The sequence below is a fragment of the Lysinibacillus sp. 2017 genome, from assembly GCF_003073375.1.
GTDB lineage: Bacteria > Bacillota > Bacilli > Bacillales_A > Planococcaceae > Solibacillus.
This window is the reverse complement of sequence record NZ_CP029002.1, coordinates 2,553,054-2,569,761: the sequence shown is the minus strand read 5'-3', so window position 1 is coordinate 2,569,761 and position 16,708 is coordinate 2,553,054. Positions and strand designations below refer to the sequence as shown.

Here is a 16,708-nt window from a genome sequence, read left to right as displayed (position 1 = left end):
GCAGTGCCACATTTTACAAATAAAAAATTAATCGTACTATTAGTAAGTGTAATTTTCCTTGTGGCATTGATAGGTTTCTCTCTTCGTGATCGTCATAACGCAACTTTACCCGAGCAAATTATTAAAGATACAGTTGGCTTTGCGCAATCTATTTTTGCAAAGCCAACAAATTACATAACAGGTATTTTTAGCAATATTGATTCGCTGTTAAATACGTATGAGGAAAACCAACGCTTAAAAATGCGCCTTGAAGATTTTGCGGTATTACAAGCTGAGGTTAGTACTTTGAAAGCTGAAAATGCTTCATTACGTGACCTAACATCGATTGAGGATAGTTTGCGCGATTTCGACCCGATTCAGGCGACGGTCATTGCGAGAAACCCTGATCAATGGGAAGAAAAAATTATTTTAAATAAAGGTACAGCGCAAGGCGTTCAAAAAAACATGGCTGTAATGACTTCACGAGGATTGATTGGGAAAATTGTTATTGCGACACCCTATACTTCTGAAGTTGAACTGCTTTATACGAATAATGAAAATTATCGTGTATCAGCGCTTGTAATCGGTGAAAATAATGAGGAAATTCATGGTTTAATAGAAGGTTATGATGAAGAACGTAACGAATTATTATTAAAGCGCATTGATTCAAAATTAAATTTAAAAGTTGGCGAAAAAGTTCTTTCATCTGGCTTAGGCGGTGTTTTCCCGAAAGGCATTTTAATCGGTGAAGTAACTGAAGTGACAACGGACGATTTTGGTTTAACAAAAATGGCTTACGTGAAGCCGGCAGCAGACTTTTCCATGCTAGAAAATGTAATCATTGCAAAACGTGAGACGATTGCAATTGATGGAGCAGATGGAAATTCAACAAATAATGATTTAACAAATGGTACTGTCTCTGAGGAAGTTGAGGGGGAAGAGTAATGCTCGTTCGAATTCTTATTCCGACAGTTGCAGCAATTTTGTTTTTACTAGAATCAGAATTTGCAATGTTTTCACCGATGGAGTTTAATGGTGGAACTTACTTTTTAATCCCTCGTTTTGTCGTCCTATATTTAATCTTTTTAGCTATTTATTATGACCGTAAAAAGGCGATGATTTATGGCTTGATTTTGGGGCTCTGTTTTGATGTGTTTTATATCAATATTATTGGGCTATATACATTTTTATATCCAGCAGTTTGTTTTATTGCAGGATGGTGTATGAAACGAATTCATCCACATCTTTTATTTTCGACAGTTTTAGCAATCCTATTAATAAGCTTTTTAGAATTTGCCATTTATGAATTTTTCTATATGATTCAATTTACTACAATGGCATTAAAGCCATTTTTATTGTATCGACTTATGCCAACGATTTTGGCAAACTTACTGTTTTTAGTAATGCTTGGGTGGGTGTTTAAATATTTAATTCGCGCCCGCGTGCTTCAACGTGCTCAGTAGTATTCACAAAATTGTAGCGTGAGGTGACTGAAAAGCTATGAAAAGGCAACTTGTCCATATTAAGGGGACGAAGGATGGATTAGTACTTCGACTGGATGACCAATGTTCTTTTTCGGAATTAGTTGAAGAACTTGGAAAAAAAGTTACAGAAGGTCATCTTGATGGTAAAATAGATGTACAATTGCATTTAGGAAAACGTTACTGTACGCCAGAACAAAAAGTCCAATTAACGAAGGTTGTCGAACAACAGCAAAATTTGCATGTTAAAAATGTTCAAAGTGATGTGCTGACGATTGAAGAGAGTCAGCAACATTTAGAAGAGAACCGTTCTGAAACTTTTGTTGGAATCGTGCGTTCTGGACAAGTTCTTCGTGCAACTGGGGATATTCTCATTTTAGGTGATGTCAATCCAAATGGACGAATTGAAGCAGGCGGTAGCATCCATATTGCTGGAAAATTAAAGGGGATTGTTCATGCAGGGGTTAATGGCAATGAATCGGCGATTATTTCGGCCTCTCATTTTGAACCGACGCATGTACTCATTTCAAATCATGTTGAAGTGATGACAAATGAAACACAGTACCTCCTGCAACATACAGAGCAAATTTTTGCTTATATAGGTGAAAATGATGCAATTTGTTATGACAGAATTCAAGAAGTAAGAAATATCCGACCGAAATTATCAACATTTAAAGGGGGAAGCTAGATGAGTGAAGAGGAATTATTATTCGGAAAGAATATTGATGAAACAATAGCTCAAGATGCTACCTTACATAAGGAAGGAGCCGCTAATGTGGGAGAAGCAATCGTAATAACTTCAGGAAAAGGTGGCGTAGGAAAAACGACTACGACAGCCAATCTTGGTACTGCATTGGCCTTACAAGGTAAGAGAGTTTGTTTAGTCGATACTGATATAGGTCTGCGTAATTTAGATGTTATTCTAGGTTTAGAAAATCGTATTATTTATGATTTAGTGGACGTTATTGAGGGGCGCTGCAAAACTCATCAAGCATTAGTAAAGGATAAGCGTGTCGATGAGCGTCTGTATTTATTACCAGCTGCTCAAAATACAGACAAAAATGCAATATCTCCTGAACAAATGAAAGTTTTAATAGACGAGCTTAAACGTGAGTTTGATTACGTTCTTATTGACTGTCCTGCTGGTATTGAGCAAGGCTACCGTAATGCTGTAGCAGGTGCTGACAAGGCCATTGTCGTGACGACACCTGAAATTTCTGCAGTGCGTGATGCGGACCGTATTATTGGACTTTTAGAGCAAGAGTCCATTGAACCGCCAAAGTTAATCATTAATCGTATTCGTAAAAGCTTAATGGCTAAGGGTGATGCGATGGATATTACAGAAGTAACAACGCATTTATCAATTGATTTATTAGGTATTGTTGTGGATAGCGAAGATGTCATTAGCTCTTCAAATAAAGGAGAGCCAATTGTCATGAATCCAAACAACAAAGCATCTCTAGGCTATCGCAATATAGCTCGTCGTATTTTAGGAGATTCAGTTCCACTAATGTCATTAGAGGATGATCACCCAAAAGGCATGTTCGCCAAATTAAAATCTATTTTCAAATAATTTCGTAAGAAGCTGCCAATTTCATGGGTAGCTTCTTTTTTTGAATTGTATTGGTGAAGATAACATATAGTAGAGAAAAAAGATGGGATGGTGGGCTTGAAAAAATGGAAATGGCTCATCGCGTTTGTATTATTCGTCACAATTTATATTAGTGACACGTACGGAGATTTAACGATGAAACGCAACATTAATAAAGTGATTTACAGCTCCGAAGATTTATTGTTTATGCGTGAGGTGTTGATGGACATTAGCTTTAATAAGGATAGACAAATTACGGTTTCAGCGGATCCATCCATTGAACAGCTATTAATGTATAAAACAATCGCTCGGTATAACGAAGGGTTTTTACTTACTTATGAACAGCCGATTGTTTTGAATGCTTTGTATGATGGGCTCGTCGTTTTTACTGGTCATACAAAATACAATGGGAAAACCATTTCCATTCTTTATGAGAATGGTTTATCTGTAACATTTGGCTATGTCGACCAATTTGCCGTTTTACCTTATACTTCAGTTTCGAAAGGCGCACAAATTGCGACGAAAGAAAAAGGAAATCTGTATATTCAAATTGAAAAAGATGGCATGATTTATAATTTAAAACAAACAACACAGTGGTTAAAAGAGCAGCATCAATGAAACTAAGCATTCATCCACTTTTTATGCTACTGCTTTTTTTGATTGTACTTTATGGGAATATTGCACTCTATAGTGTTTTAATTATTTCGCTTTTGGTTCATGAGTTAGGCCATTTGCTTGCGGCCAAACTTGTTGGAGCGAAAATCCAGCGCTGTATTATCATGCCTTACGGTGGAGAAATAACATTAAAAAATGAATTACAGCTTTCCTACAACCAAATGACACTAATTGCACTGGGAGGACCTATAGCAACTTGTTTTGGTATAGTGATGGCTGGCATGTTACCTGAAAATTTGAGCACGTCATTTATCGAAATACAACTCCTTTTATTAGCGGTGAATCTAGTGCCAATTTGGCCATTAGATGGCGCGAAAATTCTGTGTTTTCTGTTATTAAATCATTATAAAAAAATTATCGTCTATGAAAGGTATTTAACCATATCTTTCTATTTACTTACCGCAATAATTATCGTACTATTATATTTGCTACCCCGTTCTCTATCCCTAGTAGTCATAAGTCTCTTTTTGTGGAGCAAAGTAATAGGAGAGTGGAGAAATCGGAAATACCGTTCAGCATTTGAAAAACTTGTAATGAACAGGTTGACTTGAAATGTTGGATATGGTAGTATTTTAATGTTAATGTTTGTAGCACCCGTGCTACTGCAACCGCGCTGAACAGGTTTAAGTACCTACTAGAGGTCACCTGCAATTACGGGCGAGTCTGAGTCTAAGAGGAGGTGCATTTATATGTACGCAATTATCGAAACTGGTGGTAAACAAATCAAAGTTGAAGCAGGTCAAGAAATCTATGTTGAAAAACTAGGTATGGCTGCTGACGAAATCGTTACTTTTGACAAAGTTTTATTCGTAGGTGGAGAAACAGTTAAAGTTGGAGCTCCAACTGTTGCTGGCGCTACTGTAACAGCGAAAGTTGTTAAAGAAGGTAAGCAAAAGAAAATTACTGTTTTCAAACTTAAAGCGAAAAAGAACTACCGTCGTAAACAAGGTCACCGTCAACCATATACTAAATTAGTAGTTGAAACTATCAACGCTTAATTTTGAGGTGATCGGATGATTACAGTAACTATTTATAGCGATGAAAATCGTAAATCGTATGGCTTTGAAATTTCAGGTCACGCATTGTCGGACGAATATGGTCGTGATTTAGTTTGTGCTGGTGCTTCTGCTGTTGCCTTTGGTGCAGTAAATGCAATCCCGCAAATTACTGGTATTACTCCAGAAATCGAGCAAGGTCCACAGGGCGGTTACTTAAAGGTAACTGTACCGCAAGCTGATTTGGATTCTGAAACAGACGCAAAATTACAAGTTATTCTGAATACAATGGTTACACAGTTTTATACGATGACAGCCAGTTACTCAGAATATATCGAATTGAAATATAAAATGATCTAGGAGGTGGAACAGTATGTTATTATTAACTTTAGACCTTCAATTCTTCGCATCTAAAAAAGGTGTAGGTTCTACTAAAAACGGACGTGACTCTGAGTCTAAACGTTTAGGCGCTAAGCGTGCTGATGGTCAATTCGTTACTGGTGGTTCAATTCTTTACCGTCAACGCGGTACAAAAATTTACCCAGGTACAAACGTAGGCCGCGGTGGTGATGATACATTATTCGCAAAAGTTGATGGCGTTGTTAAATTCGAACGTCATGGTCGCGATAAGAAAAAAGTATCTGTATACCCAACAGCTCAAGAAGCATAATTCTTGCAATTAAAGGACTGCATTTATTGCAGTCCTTTTTTTTGGATGGATAATTGAAATTTTCCTATAGTATTTTATGCATCATTTGTATGAGGTATAGAAGGAAAAATGATAAAAAACTTGTTATACTAGTGATGAAACTGTAAAACGGAGTGTGTAAAAATGACCGTTCCAACTTTAACTGTCAATGAAGCGTTACGCTACGCAAATCATGATTATTTAAACCATCTTCATTTAATTCAAATGAATTTAGATTTAGAACGAGTAGAAGAAGCTAAGAAGGTGATTGAACAATTATCTGAACATTGTAAAATACTTTCGAATGTCAATCGACTTAAATTACCAAAGACGGTAGAATGGTTTCAAACAGTAAATTGGCGATATCCTGCTTTACAGATGCAAGTGACAAGTCACGTACTTTCGCCCGTAAATAGCGAGTATGATGAAGCAATTGTTCAATACTTGGAAAAAACAATTATTCATGTTTATGATGGGCTAAGTCCATATGAAGAGCAACAATTGCAGATGAATATTGAAACAAACGAAAAGGATTGTACGATTACGTTTCATTTAAAAGGTAAATGGCAACAATCGTGCTTTTCTACAGAACAGAATATATTGAATGTGGAAACAATAGAAGAGACAGATTCGTCTTGGAAATTTGTCATTCACATACATGAGGAGTGAAATAAATGTTTGTCGATCACGTAAAGATTTACGTTAAAGGTGGAGACGGTGGAGATGGTATGGTTGCCTTCCGTCGCGAAAAATATGTACCAAATGGTGGTCCAGCTGGTGGTGATGGTGCCCGTGGTGGTAACGTTATTTTTGAAGTTGAAGAAGGATTACGTACGTTAATGGATTTCCGTTACAAACGTCACTTTAAAGCAGAGCGTGGAGAGCACGGGATGAGTAAAGGGATGCACGGACGTCATGCAGATGATTTAATCGTTAAAGTTCCACCAGGTACAGTAGTAATGAATGCAGAAACGAAAACAGTAATTGCCGATTTAGTAGAACATGGTCAACAAGCGGTTGTCGCAAAAGCAGGTCGCGGTGGTCGTGGTAACTGTCGTTTCTCAACACCTTCGAATCCAGCACCAGAGCTTGCAGAAAAAGGCGAACCAGGTGAAGAATTAGAAGTTATTTTAGAATTAAAAGTATTAGCTGACGTTGGTTTAGTTGGTTTCCCATCTGTAGGTAAATCAACATTATTATCAGTTGTTTCTTCAGCAAAACCAAAAATTGGTGCGTATCACTTCACAACAATCGTACCGAACTTAGGTATGGTTGAAACAGAAGATCATCGTTCATTTGCAATGGCAGATTTACCTGGATTAATCGAAGGCGCTCACCAAGGTATAGGTCTTGGTATGCAATTCCTTCGACATATCGAGCGTACACGCGTAATCGTACACGTAATCGATATGGCAGGTTTAGAAGGTCGCGAACCGTATGATGACTTTGTAACGATTAACAATGAATTAGAACAATACAATTTACGTCTTTTAGAGCGACCACAAATTATTGTTGCCAACAAAATGGACATGCCAAATGCAGAAGAAAACTTAATCGAGTTCAAAAAGAAAATCGGAGAAGACATTAAAATCTTCCCAGTTTCAGCCATATCTCGCCAAGGTTTAAAACCAGTATTATTTGAAATCGCTGACTTACTAGAAGTAACACCTAACTTCTTACTTAATGATATGGAAGATGAAGAATCAGATGCAGTTGTTCTTTATAAACACGAAGGTAAAGGCGGGGACTTCGAAGTTACTCGTGATGATGATGGTGCATACGTTCTTTCTGGTTATACAATTGAACGTCTATTCAAAATGACAGACTTTAGCCGTGAAGACGGTATTCGTCGCTTTGCCCGTCAATTACGTGCAATGGGTGTCGATGAAGCGTTACGTAAACGTGGTGCCGAAAATGGCGACACAGTTCGCTTGATGGAATTTGAATTCGACTTTGTAGACTAATGGTGTAGGGGGAGTACGATGAAAAACGTTGCGAATCAACGCTACTATTTAGTGCGTGAAGACGTATTAACTGATGCTATGCAAAAAACGTTAGAGGCAAAGCAGTTACTTCAAAATGGTACTGTTGCCTCTATATGGGATGCTGTGAAAGAGGTCGATTTGTCTCGAAGCGCTTTTTATAAGTATCGTGACGCTGTTTTTCCTTTCCACTCGATTGTGCAAGAACGTATACTAACGGTCTTTCTTCAATTGCAAGATCGTAAAGGAACACTTGCCAAGCTACTCGAAACCGTTTCAGAAGCACATTGTAATGTGTTGACGATTCACCAGACGATTCCAATTCAAGGGCGTGCCAATGTGACATTATCACTTGATGTGACAAGCATGACTAATGACTTGGATGAGCTCATTCGAAGTTTAAAACAGCTAGATTTTGTTGAATCAGCAGAAGTTATTAGCTCGGGTGCACTATAATAAAAGAATAAGGCTGTCTCAAGGGTGTCTTATAGGGATATTTAAGGGACAGCCCTTTCTTTACGATTAATTTACTGAAAATTTAGAACTTGATAAGTGGAGGTAGTATAATGTCTAATAATACGTGGGAAAAACGAATAGCTTATTTAGGTCCGGAAGCTTCTTTTACCTATTTAGCGACGAAAGGCCTGTTCCCAAACGATTGGCATGTTCCGTATAAATCAATTCCAGAATGTATTGAAGCCGTATCAGAAGGGAAAGTGGAGCTTGCAGTTGTACCTGTAGAAAATGCGCTTGAGGGTTCAGTTCCACTAACAGTAGACTATTTGTATCATGAAGCCAATCTATTTGTAACCGCAGAAGTGATGTCTAAAATTCAACAGCATTTGCTTGTTAATAAAAAATATGCGGATGATTTAGAAGGATTAGAAGAAATCTATTCTCATCCACATGCACTGGCACAATGTCATAAATATTTGTACTACAATCATATGAATGTGAAACAAACACCATATGCATCAACTGCAGCAGCAGCAGAGTTTGTTTCGAATACCGAAGATCGTTGTATTGCAGCAGTTGCGAACGCTTCAGCGGCTGAAAAATACGGCTTACATATTGCTCGTGAGAATATTCATGATTTCCATTTCAATCATACGCGCTTCTTCGTATTATCAAAACATAACATCCGTCATGGCCTTGTACCACTACAGGCACAGCCAAAAACGACTTTTATGCTAACATTACCGACAGATGTTTCAGGGGCTCTTCACCAAGTGTTATCAGTCTTTGCGTGGCGTAAATTGAATTTAAGTAAAATTGAATCGCGTCCTCTAAAAACAGGTTTAGGGAATTATTTCTTTATTATTGATATACTTGCAGATGAAGAAGTACCGATGATGAAAGGTGCGATGGAAGAATTAACAGCACTTGGTTGTCAGGTCAAATCACTCGGCACTTACTTTACATACGTTACACCAGAATGAGGTGAATAAGCGTGAGTCCAGTTATACTTTTTGATGGGGAATGTAATTTATGTGATTTTAGCGTGCAGTTTATTTTAAAGCGTGATCCAAAAGGAATTTTTCAATTTGCTTCGCTTCAAAGTGATGCAGGAATCGCGTTATTAGAAAAATATAACGTACCAAAAAATACGGAAAGTATCGTATTGATTGAAGATGGACAATTTTTTACGGAATCAACTGCAGCATTAAAAATTGCACGCAAGTTAACGGGATTATGGAAATGGCTATCTATAGCAATCTTTGTTCCTAAACCTATACGAGATGTGATATACAAATGGATTGCGAAAAATCGCTATAAATGGTTTGGAAAGAAAGAGCAGTGCATGCTGCCAACAGCCGAACAAAAGAATCGATTTTTATCATAAAGACTAAAAGGTGAGTCAGAAGCTTGTGCTTTTGATTCACCTCTATTTTTATAATTTTTTCGCCATTGTCACGGTTTTAATTGAAGCACCACAGGATTTGATGACATCAAACTCATCAATAATTTCATAATCGAGAGATGCATATAAATATAGATTACGTGGGACACTATAACGCACTTTACATTGCACTTCATTTAGATTTTGTTTCTTTGCATAGTTTTCAAGAGCGGCTACTAATTTTTTCGCATAGCCATTACCCTGCTCTTTGGGTAAAACGGATTGGCGATAAAAATATAATGCTTGTTCCTGAATTTGAAAGCGAACGGTAGCTACAGGCTGCTCATTTATAGTGCCTATTAATATTTGGGAACCACTTAGTAGCTCTTGTTTAATTTGCCCAATCGTTTCATCTAAAGCACTTGAAGGATGGAGATCATCTTGATATTCCGCGAAAGCGCTTAGTTGAATTTTAAGATTTGTATGAACGTCATTTATTATTGAATATTGCATGTAGGTCACTCCTTATAAAATTGTCTCTATACGTATAAATATAAATAAAAATTAATTACTATGCAATAGGGCGTTTTTGAATAATTTTTATTTAAAGTAATAAATGACATAAAAAATAGTAGGAGTAGATTATAGGAAATTAAAAAAATAAGCCACAAACGTGTATTTGACAGCGTTTGTGGCCCTTTGCTTAAAAAATATGCAATTAATGTTTTAATTCTAAACTAATTTTCCACTAAAATTCCGTGTTCGCGTAACTTTTTTTCTGCTAAATCTAAGTTTTCCTCAGAAGTAGCACTAATGACGTGTAAATGGGTGCCATCAGTTAAAGCAGATAAGTAGAGAGAATTTGTTTCATTGACACGCTTCACAAAATGTTCAACTTCAATACGATTAGAGACCATGATAGAAGCGGTAATCTCACCGTATACTGGATGTTCGACAATAACATTTTCTACAGTGACACCACAGTCCACCAACATAAATAACTCTTCTTTTGTTTGCTCAGATGAATGCATACAAACAATTTTTCGCTCAAAGCGTGTTTGTTGCATATTGTGCATGAATATATAACCTTGACTTGTCGCAACGATGGGCTCGTTACGTGCTTTTAATAAATTCATATCATTAACGATAACTTGGCGTGACACATTTGTATGCTTTGCTAAATCAGCACCAGTTAATGGTTGTTTTGCGTTTTTTAATAAGGCAAGCAACTCATGCCTACGCTCTTCACCTAATAATTTTTTCATTATTTTCACCTCTAAATGACAAAACTCGTATATTTAGTGTAACACAAGATTGAATGACAGGATGTGAAGATTGTGGCAACGCGTAAACTTACGCATATGCTAATACGAGAAAAGGAGGAATGATGTGCGCGTTCATATTGTTCAAAAAGGGGATACATTGTGGAAAATTGCCAAGCAATACGCAATTGGGTTTGATGAGCTAAAAAGACTAAATGCTCATTTAGCTAACCCAGATTATATCGTTCCAGGAATGGAAATTTATTTGCCAGAAAATATGCCTAAAAAAGAAAAAGAAGTTATGCAACAAACCGTTGTAAAGGAGCAGCCAAAGCCGGTGAAAGAAGTGCCAACGAAAGCTCCAGTTGCCCCACAGCCTATGCCGCAGAAACCGATTTGGCAAGGGGATATCTATTACCAACCGATGCCTCAACCCGCACCGCAACCGATGCCGTTTCCAAATTGGCAGCAGACGCATCTTCATTTTCAACCAACAATTGAACAATCAATGGTTGCCCCACAGCCACAGCCTGTTCAAATGCCGCAAATGATGCCACAGCAGCCAATTATTATTCAGCAACCAGCCCCACAGCCCCAACAGCCAATTTTTATTGAACAGCCGGTTATGCAACCGATGCAGCCACATTTTCACCCGCAAATGATGCCCCAAATGATGCCCCAACAGCCAGTTTGTCCATATTGTCACGGTGTCCAAATGGTAGAACCACCGCGTGTATTACCAGCGCGACGCGAAGAATCACCGACGAAAGAAGATTGGTCATGCAATGACCGTGAGCAACAAGTCCAGCATTATTATGAAGACATTCACCAAATGATGTGCATGCCGAATCCTTGTTGCTCACAAATGATGCCGATGCCTTATCCAATGCAAATGATGCCAGGCGTACAACAACCAATGAATCCAATGCAAATGATGCCAGGTGCACACCAACCAATGAATCCAATGCAAATGATGCCAGATGCACACCAACCAATGAATCCAATGCCACATCAACCGAAGTCATGGCATTAGTTATTAAAGAAAATTGTTGGAAATGGGAATCGTCAAAAGGTTCGTTTTTTATGAAATACTATGAAGATGTGTATTTGGCGACTAAGGTGAAAATGGTTCACAATCAGTTAGAAAAAATTCAATTTCCGTATCATATCATTTCTGAGAAAAATGAAGATGCACATATTTTAAAACAGCAATGGTATGAAGGGAAAAGTGCGGATTATAGAAAGCTGTCTGATCAAAAAAAAACATTAAAAGCACTGAAAGCACTACATGAAACGCGGAATGAAGTAGACTGGGAAACATACAAATTACTTCCCAATTATGAGTTGAAGGAAAAATGGCATCGTCGCTTCGAGCGTTTTATAGAAAATGAGGGGCCGTTAAAGATGTTACTTCAAGAAAACTATAAAAAAATTGTATCAATTGCAGCAAATGCCTTACAAAATATTGACGATACTAATGCAATAGAAAACCCAAAAACACTTTTACATGGGGATGTCGTCCATCATAATTTTATGATGGGGGAGAAGGGTGTAAAAATTGTCGATTTTGATTTAGCTTGTGTTGGGGAATATACCGATGAAATAATTTTGTGGATTCATCGTGTATTACCGAATGTTTCATATCAATTGCCGAATTTATTTGAGCAACATCCATACTTACAGGAAGCAAAGCATAAGTTACAATACTTACGTTTTCCAAACGAAGTAATGCGAGAGGCGTTATTTTATTTAAAATGTAATCCCCGCCAAAAACAAGCATGTTATCCATTTATACAATCAATTATAAGTGAAGCAATCCAACACGAAAAAAATTTAAGTAAGACAATTGAAATAATACAGGAAAGCTAATGTGATCAGTAAGTACTCTGAGTATCACTATAAGTATAATTATGCTAAAATAATGGAGGCTGTCTCGAATAGAGGCAGTCTTTTCTAATGAAAAGTGCAACATACGTTCGGTGCCAGACACACATTATGTTATAATAGAGGCAGAAATGTGAGGGATAAACGATGTACGATTATTTAAAAGGACAAATTACGCGTGTAACACCTGAATATATTGTATTAGAGCAACAAGGAATTGGATGGTTATTATATACACCAAATCCTTATGCCTTTCGCCAATCTGCATCGGAACAACAAGTTTTTGTATCGATGCAAGTTCGAGAAGATGCTCAAAATTTATATGGTTTCCACAGCTTAGAACAGCGCGAATTATTTAAAAAATTAATTCAAGTGTCAGGTATCGGACCTAAAGGGGCATTAGCCATTTTAGCAAGCGGTAATCCTACATCTGTCATTCAAGCGATTGAAATGGAAGATGAGGCGTTTTTAGTACGCTTCCCTGGTGTTGGGAAAAAGACGGCACGCCAAATGATTTTAGATTTAAAAGGTAAGCTTGATATATTGCTTGATACGATCCAATTGCCGAGTGCTGAGGATGAGTTACCTCTATTTGGTGTGAACCCGAACAAGCATGAATTAGAAGAAGCGCTACTTGCATTAATTGCATTAGGGTATTCTGAAAAAGAACTTGATAAAATTAAACCGCAGTTAGATGAAAATGAATCCTTAACGACGACGGATGCTTATATTAAACAAGCGCTTAAATTATTATTAAAATTGAAATAAAAAGGAGTGAACTAACATGACTGACCGCGTACTTTCAGGTGAAGCAACGGATGCTGAAGAGCAATTTGAGCTTTCTTTAAGGCCCCAACGACTTGTGCAATACATAGGCCAACAGAAAGTAAAAGATAACTTAAAAATATTTATTGAAGCGGCTAAACTTCGTCAGGAAAGTCTCGATCATGTACTCCTTTACGGTCCACCTGGATTAGGGAAAACGACACTTGCTATTGTCATTGCAAACGAAATGGAAGTAAATGTGAAAATGACAAGTGGCCCCGCGATAGAACGTCCGGGTGATTTAGCGGCCATTTTAAGTTCACTTGAAGCGGGTGATGTGTTATTTATCGATGAAATTCACCGCTTGCCCCGTGCGATTGAGGAAGTTTTATATTCAGCGATGGAAGACTTTTGTCTTGATATCGTCGTGGGAAAAGGGCCTGAAGCGCGTTCAATTCGCTTAGAGTTACCCCCATTTACACTAGTCGGTGCGACAACGCGTGCAGGTGCTCTTTCTGCGCCGCTAAGAGACAGATTTGGTGTGTTATCACGATTAGAATATTATGATGAACAATCACTGGCTGAAATTGTTATTCGTTCAGGTGAATTGTTTAGTGTGGATTTGGATGAGTTTGCAGCCCATGAAATTGCACGCCGCTCTCGTGGAACCCCACGTATTGCCAATCGTTTATTAAAGCGTGTGCGAGATTATGCGCAAGTATTAGCAAATGGTGTTATTTCACCCGATTTGGCACAGCAAGCACTTGAACTTTTACAAGTGGATCCTAGAGGACTTGACCACATCGACCATAAATTAATGCAGTCGATGATTGAACGTTTTGGTGGGGGTCCAGTCGGGTTAGATGCATTAGCTGCTTCAATTGGCGAAGAGCGTATAACGATTGAAGATGTGTACGAGCCCTATTTATTACAAATTGGCTTTATTCAACGTACGCCAAGAGGTCGTGTAGCAACAAATGAGTGCTACGAACATTTCGGTTACACACCGACAGAAAAATAATAGAAGGAAGTTTTTAACGTGAGAGTAGAAGATTTTGATTTTTATTTACCAGAGGAATTAATTGCACAAACACCATTACTAGACCGAACAGCGAGTCGTTTGATGGTTGTTAATCCGAATACTTTAGAGCTAGAACATCATACATTTGGTCATATTTTAGATGAATTAAATGCAGGGGATTGCCTTGTTTTAAATGATACACGCGTATTACCAGCACGTTTAATGGGAACAAAACCAGAAACAGGTGCACATATCGAAGTATTATTATTAAAACAAACAAATGATGATGAGTGGGAAACGTTAGTAAAACCTGCAAAACGCGTAAAAGTCGGTACTGTAGTGACATTTGGTGATGGTTTACTTACAGCGACTTGTACAGGTGAATTAGATCATGGTGGTCGTACGTTTAAATTTGAATACGAAGGTATTTTCTATGAAATCCTAGATCAACTGGGTGAAATGCCTTTGCCACCATATATTCGTGAAAAATTAGATGACCAAGAACGCTATCAAACCGTTTATGCGAAAGAGCGCGGTTCGGCAGCAGCACCAACAGCGGGCTTACATTTTACAGAACCATTACTTGAAGCAATTAAAGAAAAAGGCGTTAAAGTTGTCTTTATTACACTACATGTTGGTTTAGGTACATTCCGCCCTGTAAGTGTTGATTCGATTGAAGACCATGACATGCACTCTGAGTTTTACAGCGTATCAGAAGAAGCAGCGGCAACAATTCAAGGTGTTAAAGATGCGGGCGGTAAAGTGATTTCAGTTGGTACAACGTCAACACGTACGTTAGAAACTGTAGCTCGTGATAATAATGGTAAAATCGTTGCATCACAAGGCTGGACAAATATTTTCATTTTCCCAGGCTTTGAATATAAAGCAATTGATGGACTGATTACAAACTTCCATTTACCAAAATCAACGTTAGTAATGTTAGTAAGTGCACTTGCTTCAAAAGAGTCGATTATGAATGCCTACGAAAAAGCAGTTGAAGAGAAATATCGTTTCTTCAGCTTTGGCGATGCGATGTTCATTCGTCCTAAGAAGTAATTTGCATTTCGTTTAAAATCTCTATACAATAATACTTTGCCCCGCAATCACGGGCTGTAAGACGCTGAACTAAAAGCTAGAGGAAACCAAGAAGCATACGTGGGAGATTGATTGCCCGTAATAGCCCGATTGGTGAAGGCTAACAGTCAGTGAGGGATAAAGTCCCGCGCTGATTGAAGGCTCATTTTATGCAACACCTACTACTCCTAGTAGGTGTTTTCATTCGAATAGGGAAACCTTGCCGAATCGAGCCATAATGTTGCAAATGTAACATTATTATTCGAAGTACTGTTTATACTTTAGAAATGAGAGGGAAATTTACATTATGACACAACCACCAATTCGTTATGAATTAATTAAAACATGTGCGCAAACAGGAGCTCGTCTTGGAATTGTCCACACACCACATGGTTCTTTTGAAACACCAACATTTATGCCAGTAGGCACGCAAGCAACTGTAAAAGCGATGAGCCCTGAGGAATTAAAAGAAATGAATGCAGGAATCATCCTTTCAAATACGTATCATTTATGGCTACGTCCAGGAAATGATATCGTAAAAGAAGCGGGTGGCCTACACAAATTCATGAACTGGGATCGTCCAATTTTAACAGATTCAGGCGGCTTCCAAGTATTCTCTTTATCGAAATTCCGTAAAATCGAAGAAGAAGGCGTCCATTTCCGCAATCACTTAAACGGGGACAAACTATTTTTATCTCCAGAAAAAGCGATGGAAATTCAAAATGATTTAGGTTCCGATATTATGATGGCTTTCGATGAATGTCCACCATTCCCAGCAACATACGAGTATATGGAAGCATCTGTAGACCGTACAACACGTTGGGCAAAACGTTGTAAGGAAGCACACGCACGTCCAGACGAACAAGGATTATTCGGTATTATTCAGGGTGGCGAATACGAAGAGCTACGTCGTAAATCGGCAGAAGCGTTAGTTGAACTTGATTTACCAGGCTATGCAATTGGTGGTCTTTCAGTTGGTGAACCGAAAGATATTATGAACAAAGTGTTAGAGTTCACAGCACCAATGATGCCAGCAGATAAACCACGTTATTTAATGGGCGTTGGTTCACCGGACTCTCTTATTGACGGTGCTATCCGAGGCATCGATATGTTTGACTGCGTATTACCAACACGTATTGCACGTAATGGGACATTAATGACTTCTGAAGGTCGTATGGTGATTAAAAATGCCAAGTATGCACGTGATTTCCGTCCAATCGATGAAACATGTGATTGCTACACTTGTAAAAACTACACACGTGCTTATGTACGTCATTTAATTCGTACAGAAGAAACATTTGGTTTACGTCTAACTTCATATCACAACTTACGCTTCTTAATTAAAACAATGGAGCAAGTACGTCAAGCAATTCGTGAAGATCGTTTAGGCGATTTCAAAGAAGAATTCTTCGAAAAATACGGCTATAATAAGCCAAATGCAAAAAACTTCTAAATTAAGTATTCAAAAACC

The 16,708-nt window shown here is 38.0% G+C and carries 22 protein-coding genes and 1 other annotated feature; of the genes, 20 read left to right on the top strand and 2 right to left on the bottom strand.

Annotated elements, in window-relative coordinates; translation table 11 throughout:
• The first annotated feature begins 3 nt into the window (after positions 1-3).
• The 14 genes from mreC to DCE79_RS12510 all read left to right on the top strand — a co-directional run bounded on the left by mreC (position 4) and on the right by DCE79_RS12510 (position 9,234).
• Positions 4-924, top strand: a complete 921-nt coding sequence (gene mreC, locus DCE79_RS12575) for a rod shape-determining protein MreC (RefSeq protein ID WP_108713383.1) — start codon at positions 4-6, stop codon at positions 922-924.
• Positions 924-1,442, top strand: a complete 519-nt coding sequence (gene mreD, locus DCE79_RS12570) for a rod shape-determining protein MreD (RefSeq protein ID WP_108713382.1) — start codon at positions 924-926, stop codon at positions 1,440-1,442. Before mreC ends, mreD begins: the two co-directional genes overlap by 1 nt.
• Before the next feature lie 37 nt (positions 1,443-1,479).
• The gene (locus DCE79_RS12565; protein ID WP_108713381.1) at positions 1,480-2,148 is read left to right on the top strand and encodes a septum site-determining protein MinC; all 669 of its coding nucleotides are present in this window, start codon (positions 1,480-1,482) and stop codon (positions 2,146-2,148) included.
• A gap of 87 nt (positions 2,149-2,235) precedes the next feature.
• Positions 2,236-3,033: a septum site-determining protein MinD gene (gene minD, locus DCE79_RS12560; protein ID WP_108714496.1), complete on the top strand. Its 798-nt coding sequence runs from the start codon at positions 2,236-2,238 to the stop codon at positions 3,031-3,033.
• A gap of 96 nt (positions 3,034-3,129) precedes the next feature.
• Entirely contained in the window at positions 3,130-3,669 is a 540-nt protein-coding gene (locus DCE79_RS12555; protein ID WP_108714495.1) for a peptidoglycan DD-metalloendopeptidase family protein, read from the top strand.
• Positions 3,666-4,277, top strand: coding sequence for a site-2 protease family protein (locus DCE79_RS12550; protein ID WP_108713380.1), 612 nt, complete (start codon positions 3,666-3,668; stop codon positions 4,275-4,277). Before DCE79_RS12555 ends, DCE79_RS12550 begins: the two co-directional genes overlap by 4 nt.
• A gap of 45 nt (positions 4,278-4,322) precedes the next feature.
• Positions 4,323-4,401 (top strand) — a sequence feature (ribosomal protein L21 leader region).
• Positions 4,402-4,415: 14 nt separating this feature from the next.
• Positions 4,416-4,724, top strand: coding sequence for a 50S ribosomal protein L21 (gene rplU, locus DCE79_RS12545; protein ID WP_108713379.1), 309 nt, complete (start codon positions 4,416-4,418; stop codon positions 4,722-4,724).
• A 15-nt stretch (positions 4,725-4,739) separates the two neighbouring features.
• Positions 4,740-5,081, top strand: a complete 342-nt coding sequence (locus DCE79_RS12540; RefSeq protein WP_108713378.1) for a ribosomal-processing cysteine protease Prp — start codon at positions 4,740-4,742, stop codon at positions 5,079-5,081.
• Positions 5,082-5,094: 13 nt separating this feature from the next.
• Complete coding sequence (gene rpmA / locus DCE79_RS12535; RefSeq protein ID WP_108713377.1) at positions 5,095-5,391, top strand: 50S ribosomal protein L27; 297 nt, start codon at positions 5,095-5,097, stop codon at positions 5,389-5,391.
• A gap of 162 nt (positions 5,392-5,553) precedes the next feature.
• On the top strand, positions 5,554-6,078 hold the full coding sequence (locus DCE79_RS12530) for a Spo0B domain-containing protein (protein ID WP_108713376.1): 525 nt from the start codon (positions 5,554-5,556) through the stop codon (positions 6,076-6,078).
• 5 nt (positions 6,079-6,083) lie between these two features.
• Entirely contained in the window at positions 6,084-7,373 is a 1,290-nt protein-coding gene (obgE, locus tag DCE79_RS12525) for a GTPase ObgE (protein ID WP_108713375.1), read from the top strand.
• A gap of 18 nt (positions 7,374-7,391) precedes the next feature.
• Positions 7,392-7,847 carry an ACT domain-containing protein gene (locus tag DCE79_RS12520; RefSeq protein ID WP_108713374.1) on the top strand — a complete coding sequence of 152 codons (456 nt, stop codon included), beginning with the start codon at positions 7,392-7,394 and terminating at the stop codon, positions 7,845-7,847.
• Between the two features lie 110 nt (positions 7,848-7,957).
• Positions 7,958-8,830, top strand: coding sequence for a prephenate dehydratase (gene pheA / locus DCE79_RS12515; protein WP_108713373.1), 873 nt, complete (start codon positions 7,958-7,960; stop codon positions 8,828-8,830).
• Between the two features lie 11 nt (positions 8,831-8,841).
• Complete coding sequence (locus DCE79_RS12510) at positions 8,842-9,234, top strand: thiol-disulfide oxidoreductase DCC family protein (RefSeq protein ID WP_108713372.1); 393 nt, start codon at positions 8,842-8,844, stop codon at positions 9,232-9,234.
• 48 nt (positions 9,235-9,282) lie between these two features.
• Here DCE79_RS12510 and DCE79_RS12505 read toward each other — a convergent pair whose 3' ends face one another.
• On the bottom strand, positions 9,283-9,744 hold the full coding sequence (locus DCE79_RS12505) for a GNAT family N-acetyltransferase (protein ID WP_108713371.1): 462 nt from the start codon (positions 9,742-9,744) through the stop codon (positions 9,283-9,285).
• A gap of 224 nt (positions 9,745-9,968) precedes the next feature.
• Entirely contained in the window at positions 9,969-10,496 is a 528-nt protein-coding gene (locus DCE79_RS12500; RefSeq protein ID WP_108713370.1) for a transcription repressor NadR, read from the bottom strand.
• A gap of 124 nt (positions 10,497-10,620) precedes the next feature.
• On the opposite strand from DCE79_RS12500, the gene DCE79_RS12495 reads away from it, so the two are divergent.
• From DCE79_RS12495 to tgt, 6 genes are all read left to right on the top strand, one after another.
• On the top strand, positions 10,621-11,526 hold the full coding sequence (locus DCE79_RS12495) for a LysM peptidoglycan-binding domain-containing protein (protein WP_108713369.1): 906 nt from the start codon (positions 10,621-10,623) through the stop codon (positions 11,524-11,526).
• Entirely contained in the window at positions 11,517-12,362 is an 846-nt protein-coding gene (locus DCE79_RS12490) for a phosphotransferase (protein WP_234417264.1), read from the top strand. Before DCE79_RS12495 ends, DCE79_RS12490 begins: the two co-directional genes overlap by 10 nt.
• A gap of 162 nt (positions 12,363-12,524) precedes the next feature.
• Entirely contained in the window at positions 12,525-13,145 is a 621-nt protein-coding gene (gene ruvA, locus DCE79_RS12485; RefSeq protein WP_108713367.1) for a Holliday junction branch migration protein RuvA, read from the top strand.
• 16 nt (positions 13,146-13,161) lie between these two features.
• Entirely contained in the window at positions 13,162-14,163 is a 1,002-nt protein-coding gene (gene ruvB / locus DCE79_RS12480) for a Holliday junction branch migration DNA helicase RuvB (protein ID WP_108713366.1), read from the top strand.
• Positions 14,164-14,181: 18 nt separating this feature from the next.
• On the top strand, positions 14,182-15,219 hold the full coding sequence (gene queA / locus DCE79_RS12475; protein ID WP_108713365.1) for a tRNA preQ1(34) S-adenosylmethionine ribosyltransferase-isomerase QueA: 1,038 nt from the start codon (positions 14,182-14,184) through the stop codon (positions 15,217-15,219).
• Between the two features lie 325 nt (positions 15,220-15,544).
• Positions 15,545-16,690 (top strand): tRNA guanosine(34) transglycosylase Tgt, encoded by a 1,146-nt coding sequence (tgt, locus tag DCE79_RS12470; protein ID WP_108713364.1) that lies wholly within the window; start codon positions 15,545-15,547, stop codon positions 16,688-16,690.
• The last annotated feature ends 18 nt before the right edge of the window (positions 16,691-16,708 follow it).

Coding starts and splice junctions, on each gene's coding strand:
- DCE79_RS12565 (WP_108713381.1), top strand. CDS start 1,480: ATGAAAAGGCAACTTGTCCATATTAAGGGGACGAAGGATGGATTAGTA.
- DCE79_RS12500 (WP_108713370.1), bottom strand. CDS start 10,496: ATGAAAAAATTATTAGGTGAAGAGCGTAGGCATGAGTTGCTTGCCTTA.
- tgt (WP_108713364.1), top strand. CDS start 15,545: ATGACACAACCACCAATTCGTTATGAATTAATTAAAACATGTGCGCAA.
- rplU (WP_108713379.1), top strand. CDS start 4,416: ATGTACGCAATTATCGAAACTGGTGGTAAACAAATCAAAGTTGAAGCA.
- DCE79_RS12550 (WP_108713380.1), top strand. CDS start 3,666: ATGAAACTAAGCATTCATCCACTTTTTATGCTACTGCTTTTTTTGATT.
- DCE79_RS12490 (WP_234417264.1), top strand. CDS start 11,517: ATGGCATTAGTTATTAAAGAAAATTGTTGGAAATGGGAATCGTCAAAA.
- obgE (WP_108713375.1), top strand. CDS start 6,084: ATGTTTGTCGATCACGTAAAGATTTACGTTAAAGGTGGAGACGGTGGA.
- DCE79_RS12540 (WP_108713378.1), top strand. CDS start 4,740: ATGATTACAGTAACTATTTATAGCGATGAAAATCGTAAATCGTATGGC.
- DCE79_RS12520 (WP_108713374.1), top strand. CDS start 7,392: ATGAAAAACGTTGCGAATCAACGCTACTATTTAGTGCGTGAAGACGTA.
- ruvA (WP_108713367.1), top strand. CDS start 12,525: ATGTACGATTATTTAAAAGGACAAATTACGCGTGTAACACCTGAATAT.
- DCE79_RS12530 (WP_108713376.1), top strand. CDS start 5,554: ATGACCGTTCCAACTTTAACTGTCAATGAAGCGTTACGCTACGCAAAT.
- mreD (WP_108713382.1), top strand. CDS start 924: ATGCTCGTTCGAATTCTTATTCCGACAGTTGCAGCAATTTTGTTTTTA.
- rpmA (WP_108713377.1), top strand. CDS start 5,095: ATGTTATTATTAACTTTAGACCTTCAATTCTTCGCATCTAAAAAAGGT.
- pheA (WP_108713373.1), top strand. CDS start 7,958: ATGTCTAATAATACGTGGGAAAAACGAATAGCTTATTTAGGTCCGGAA.
- ruvB (WP_108713366.1), top strand. CDS start 13,162: ATGACTGACCGCGTACTTTCAGGTGAAGCAACGGATGCTGAAGAGCAA.
- DCE79_RS12505 (WP_108713371.1), bottom strand. CDS start 9,744: ATGCAATATTCAATAATAAATGACGTTCATACAAATCTTAAAATTCAA.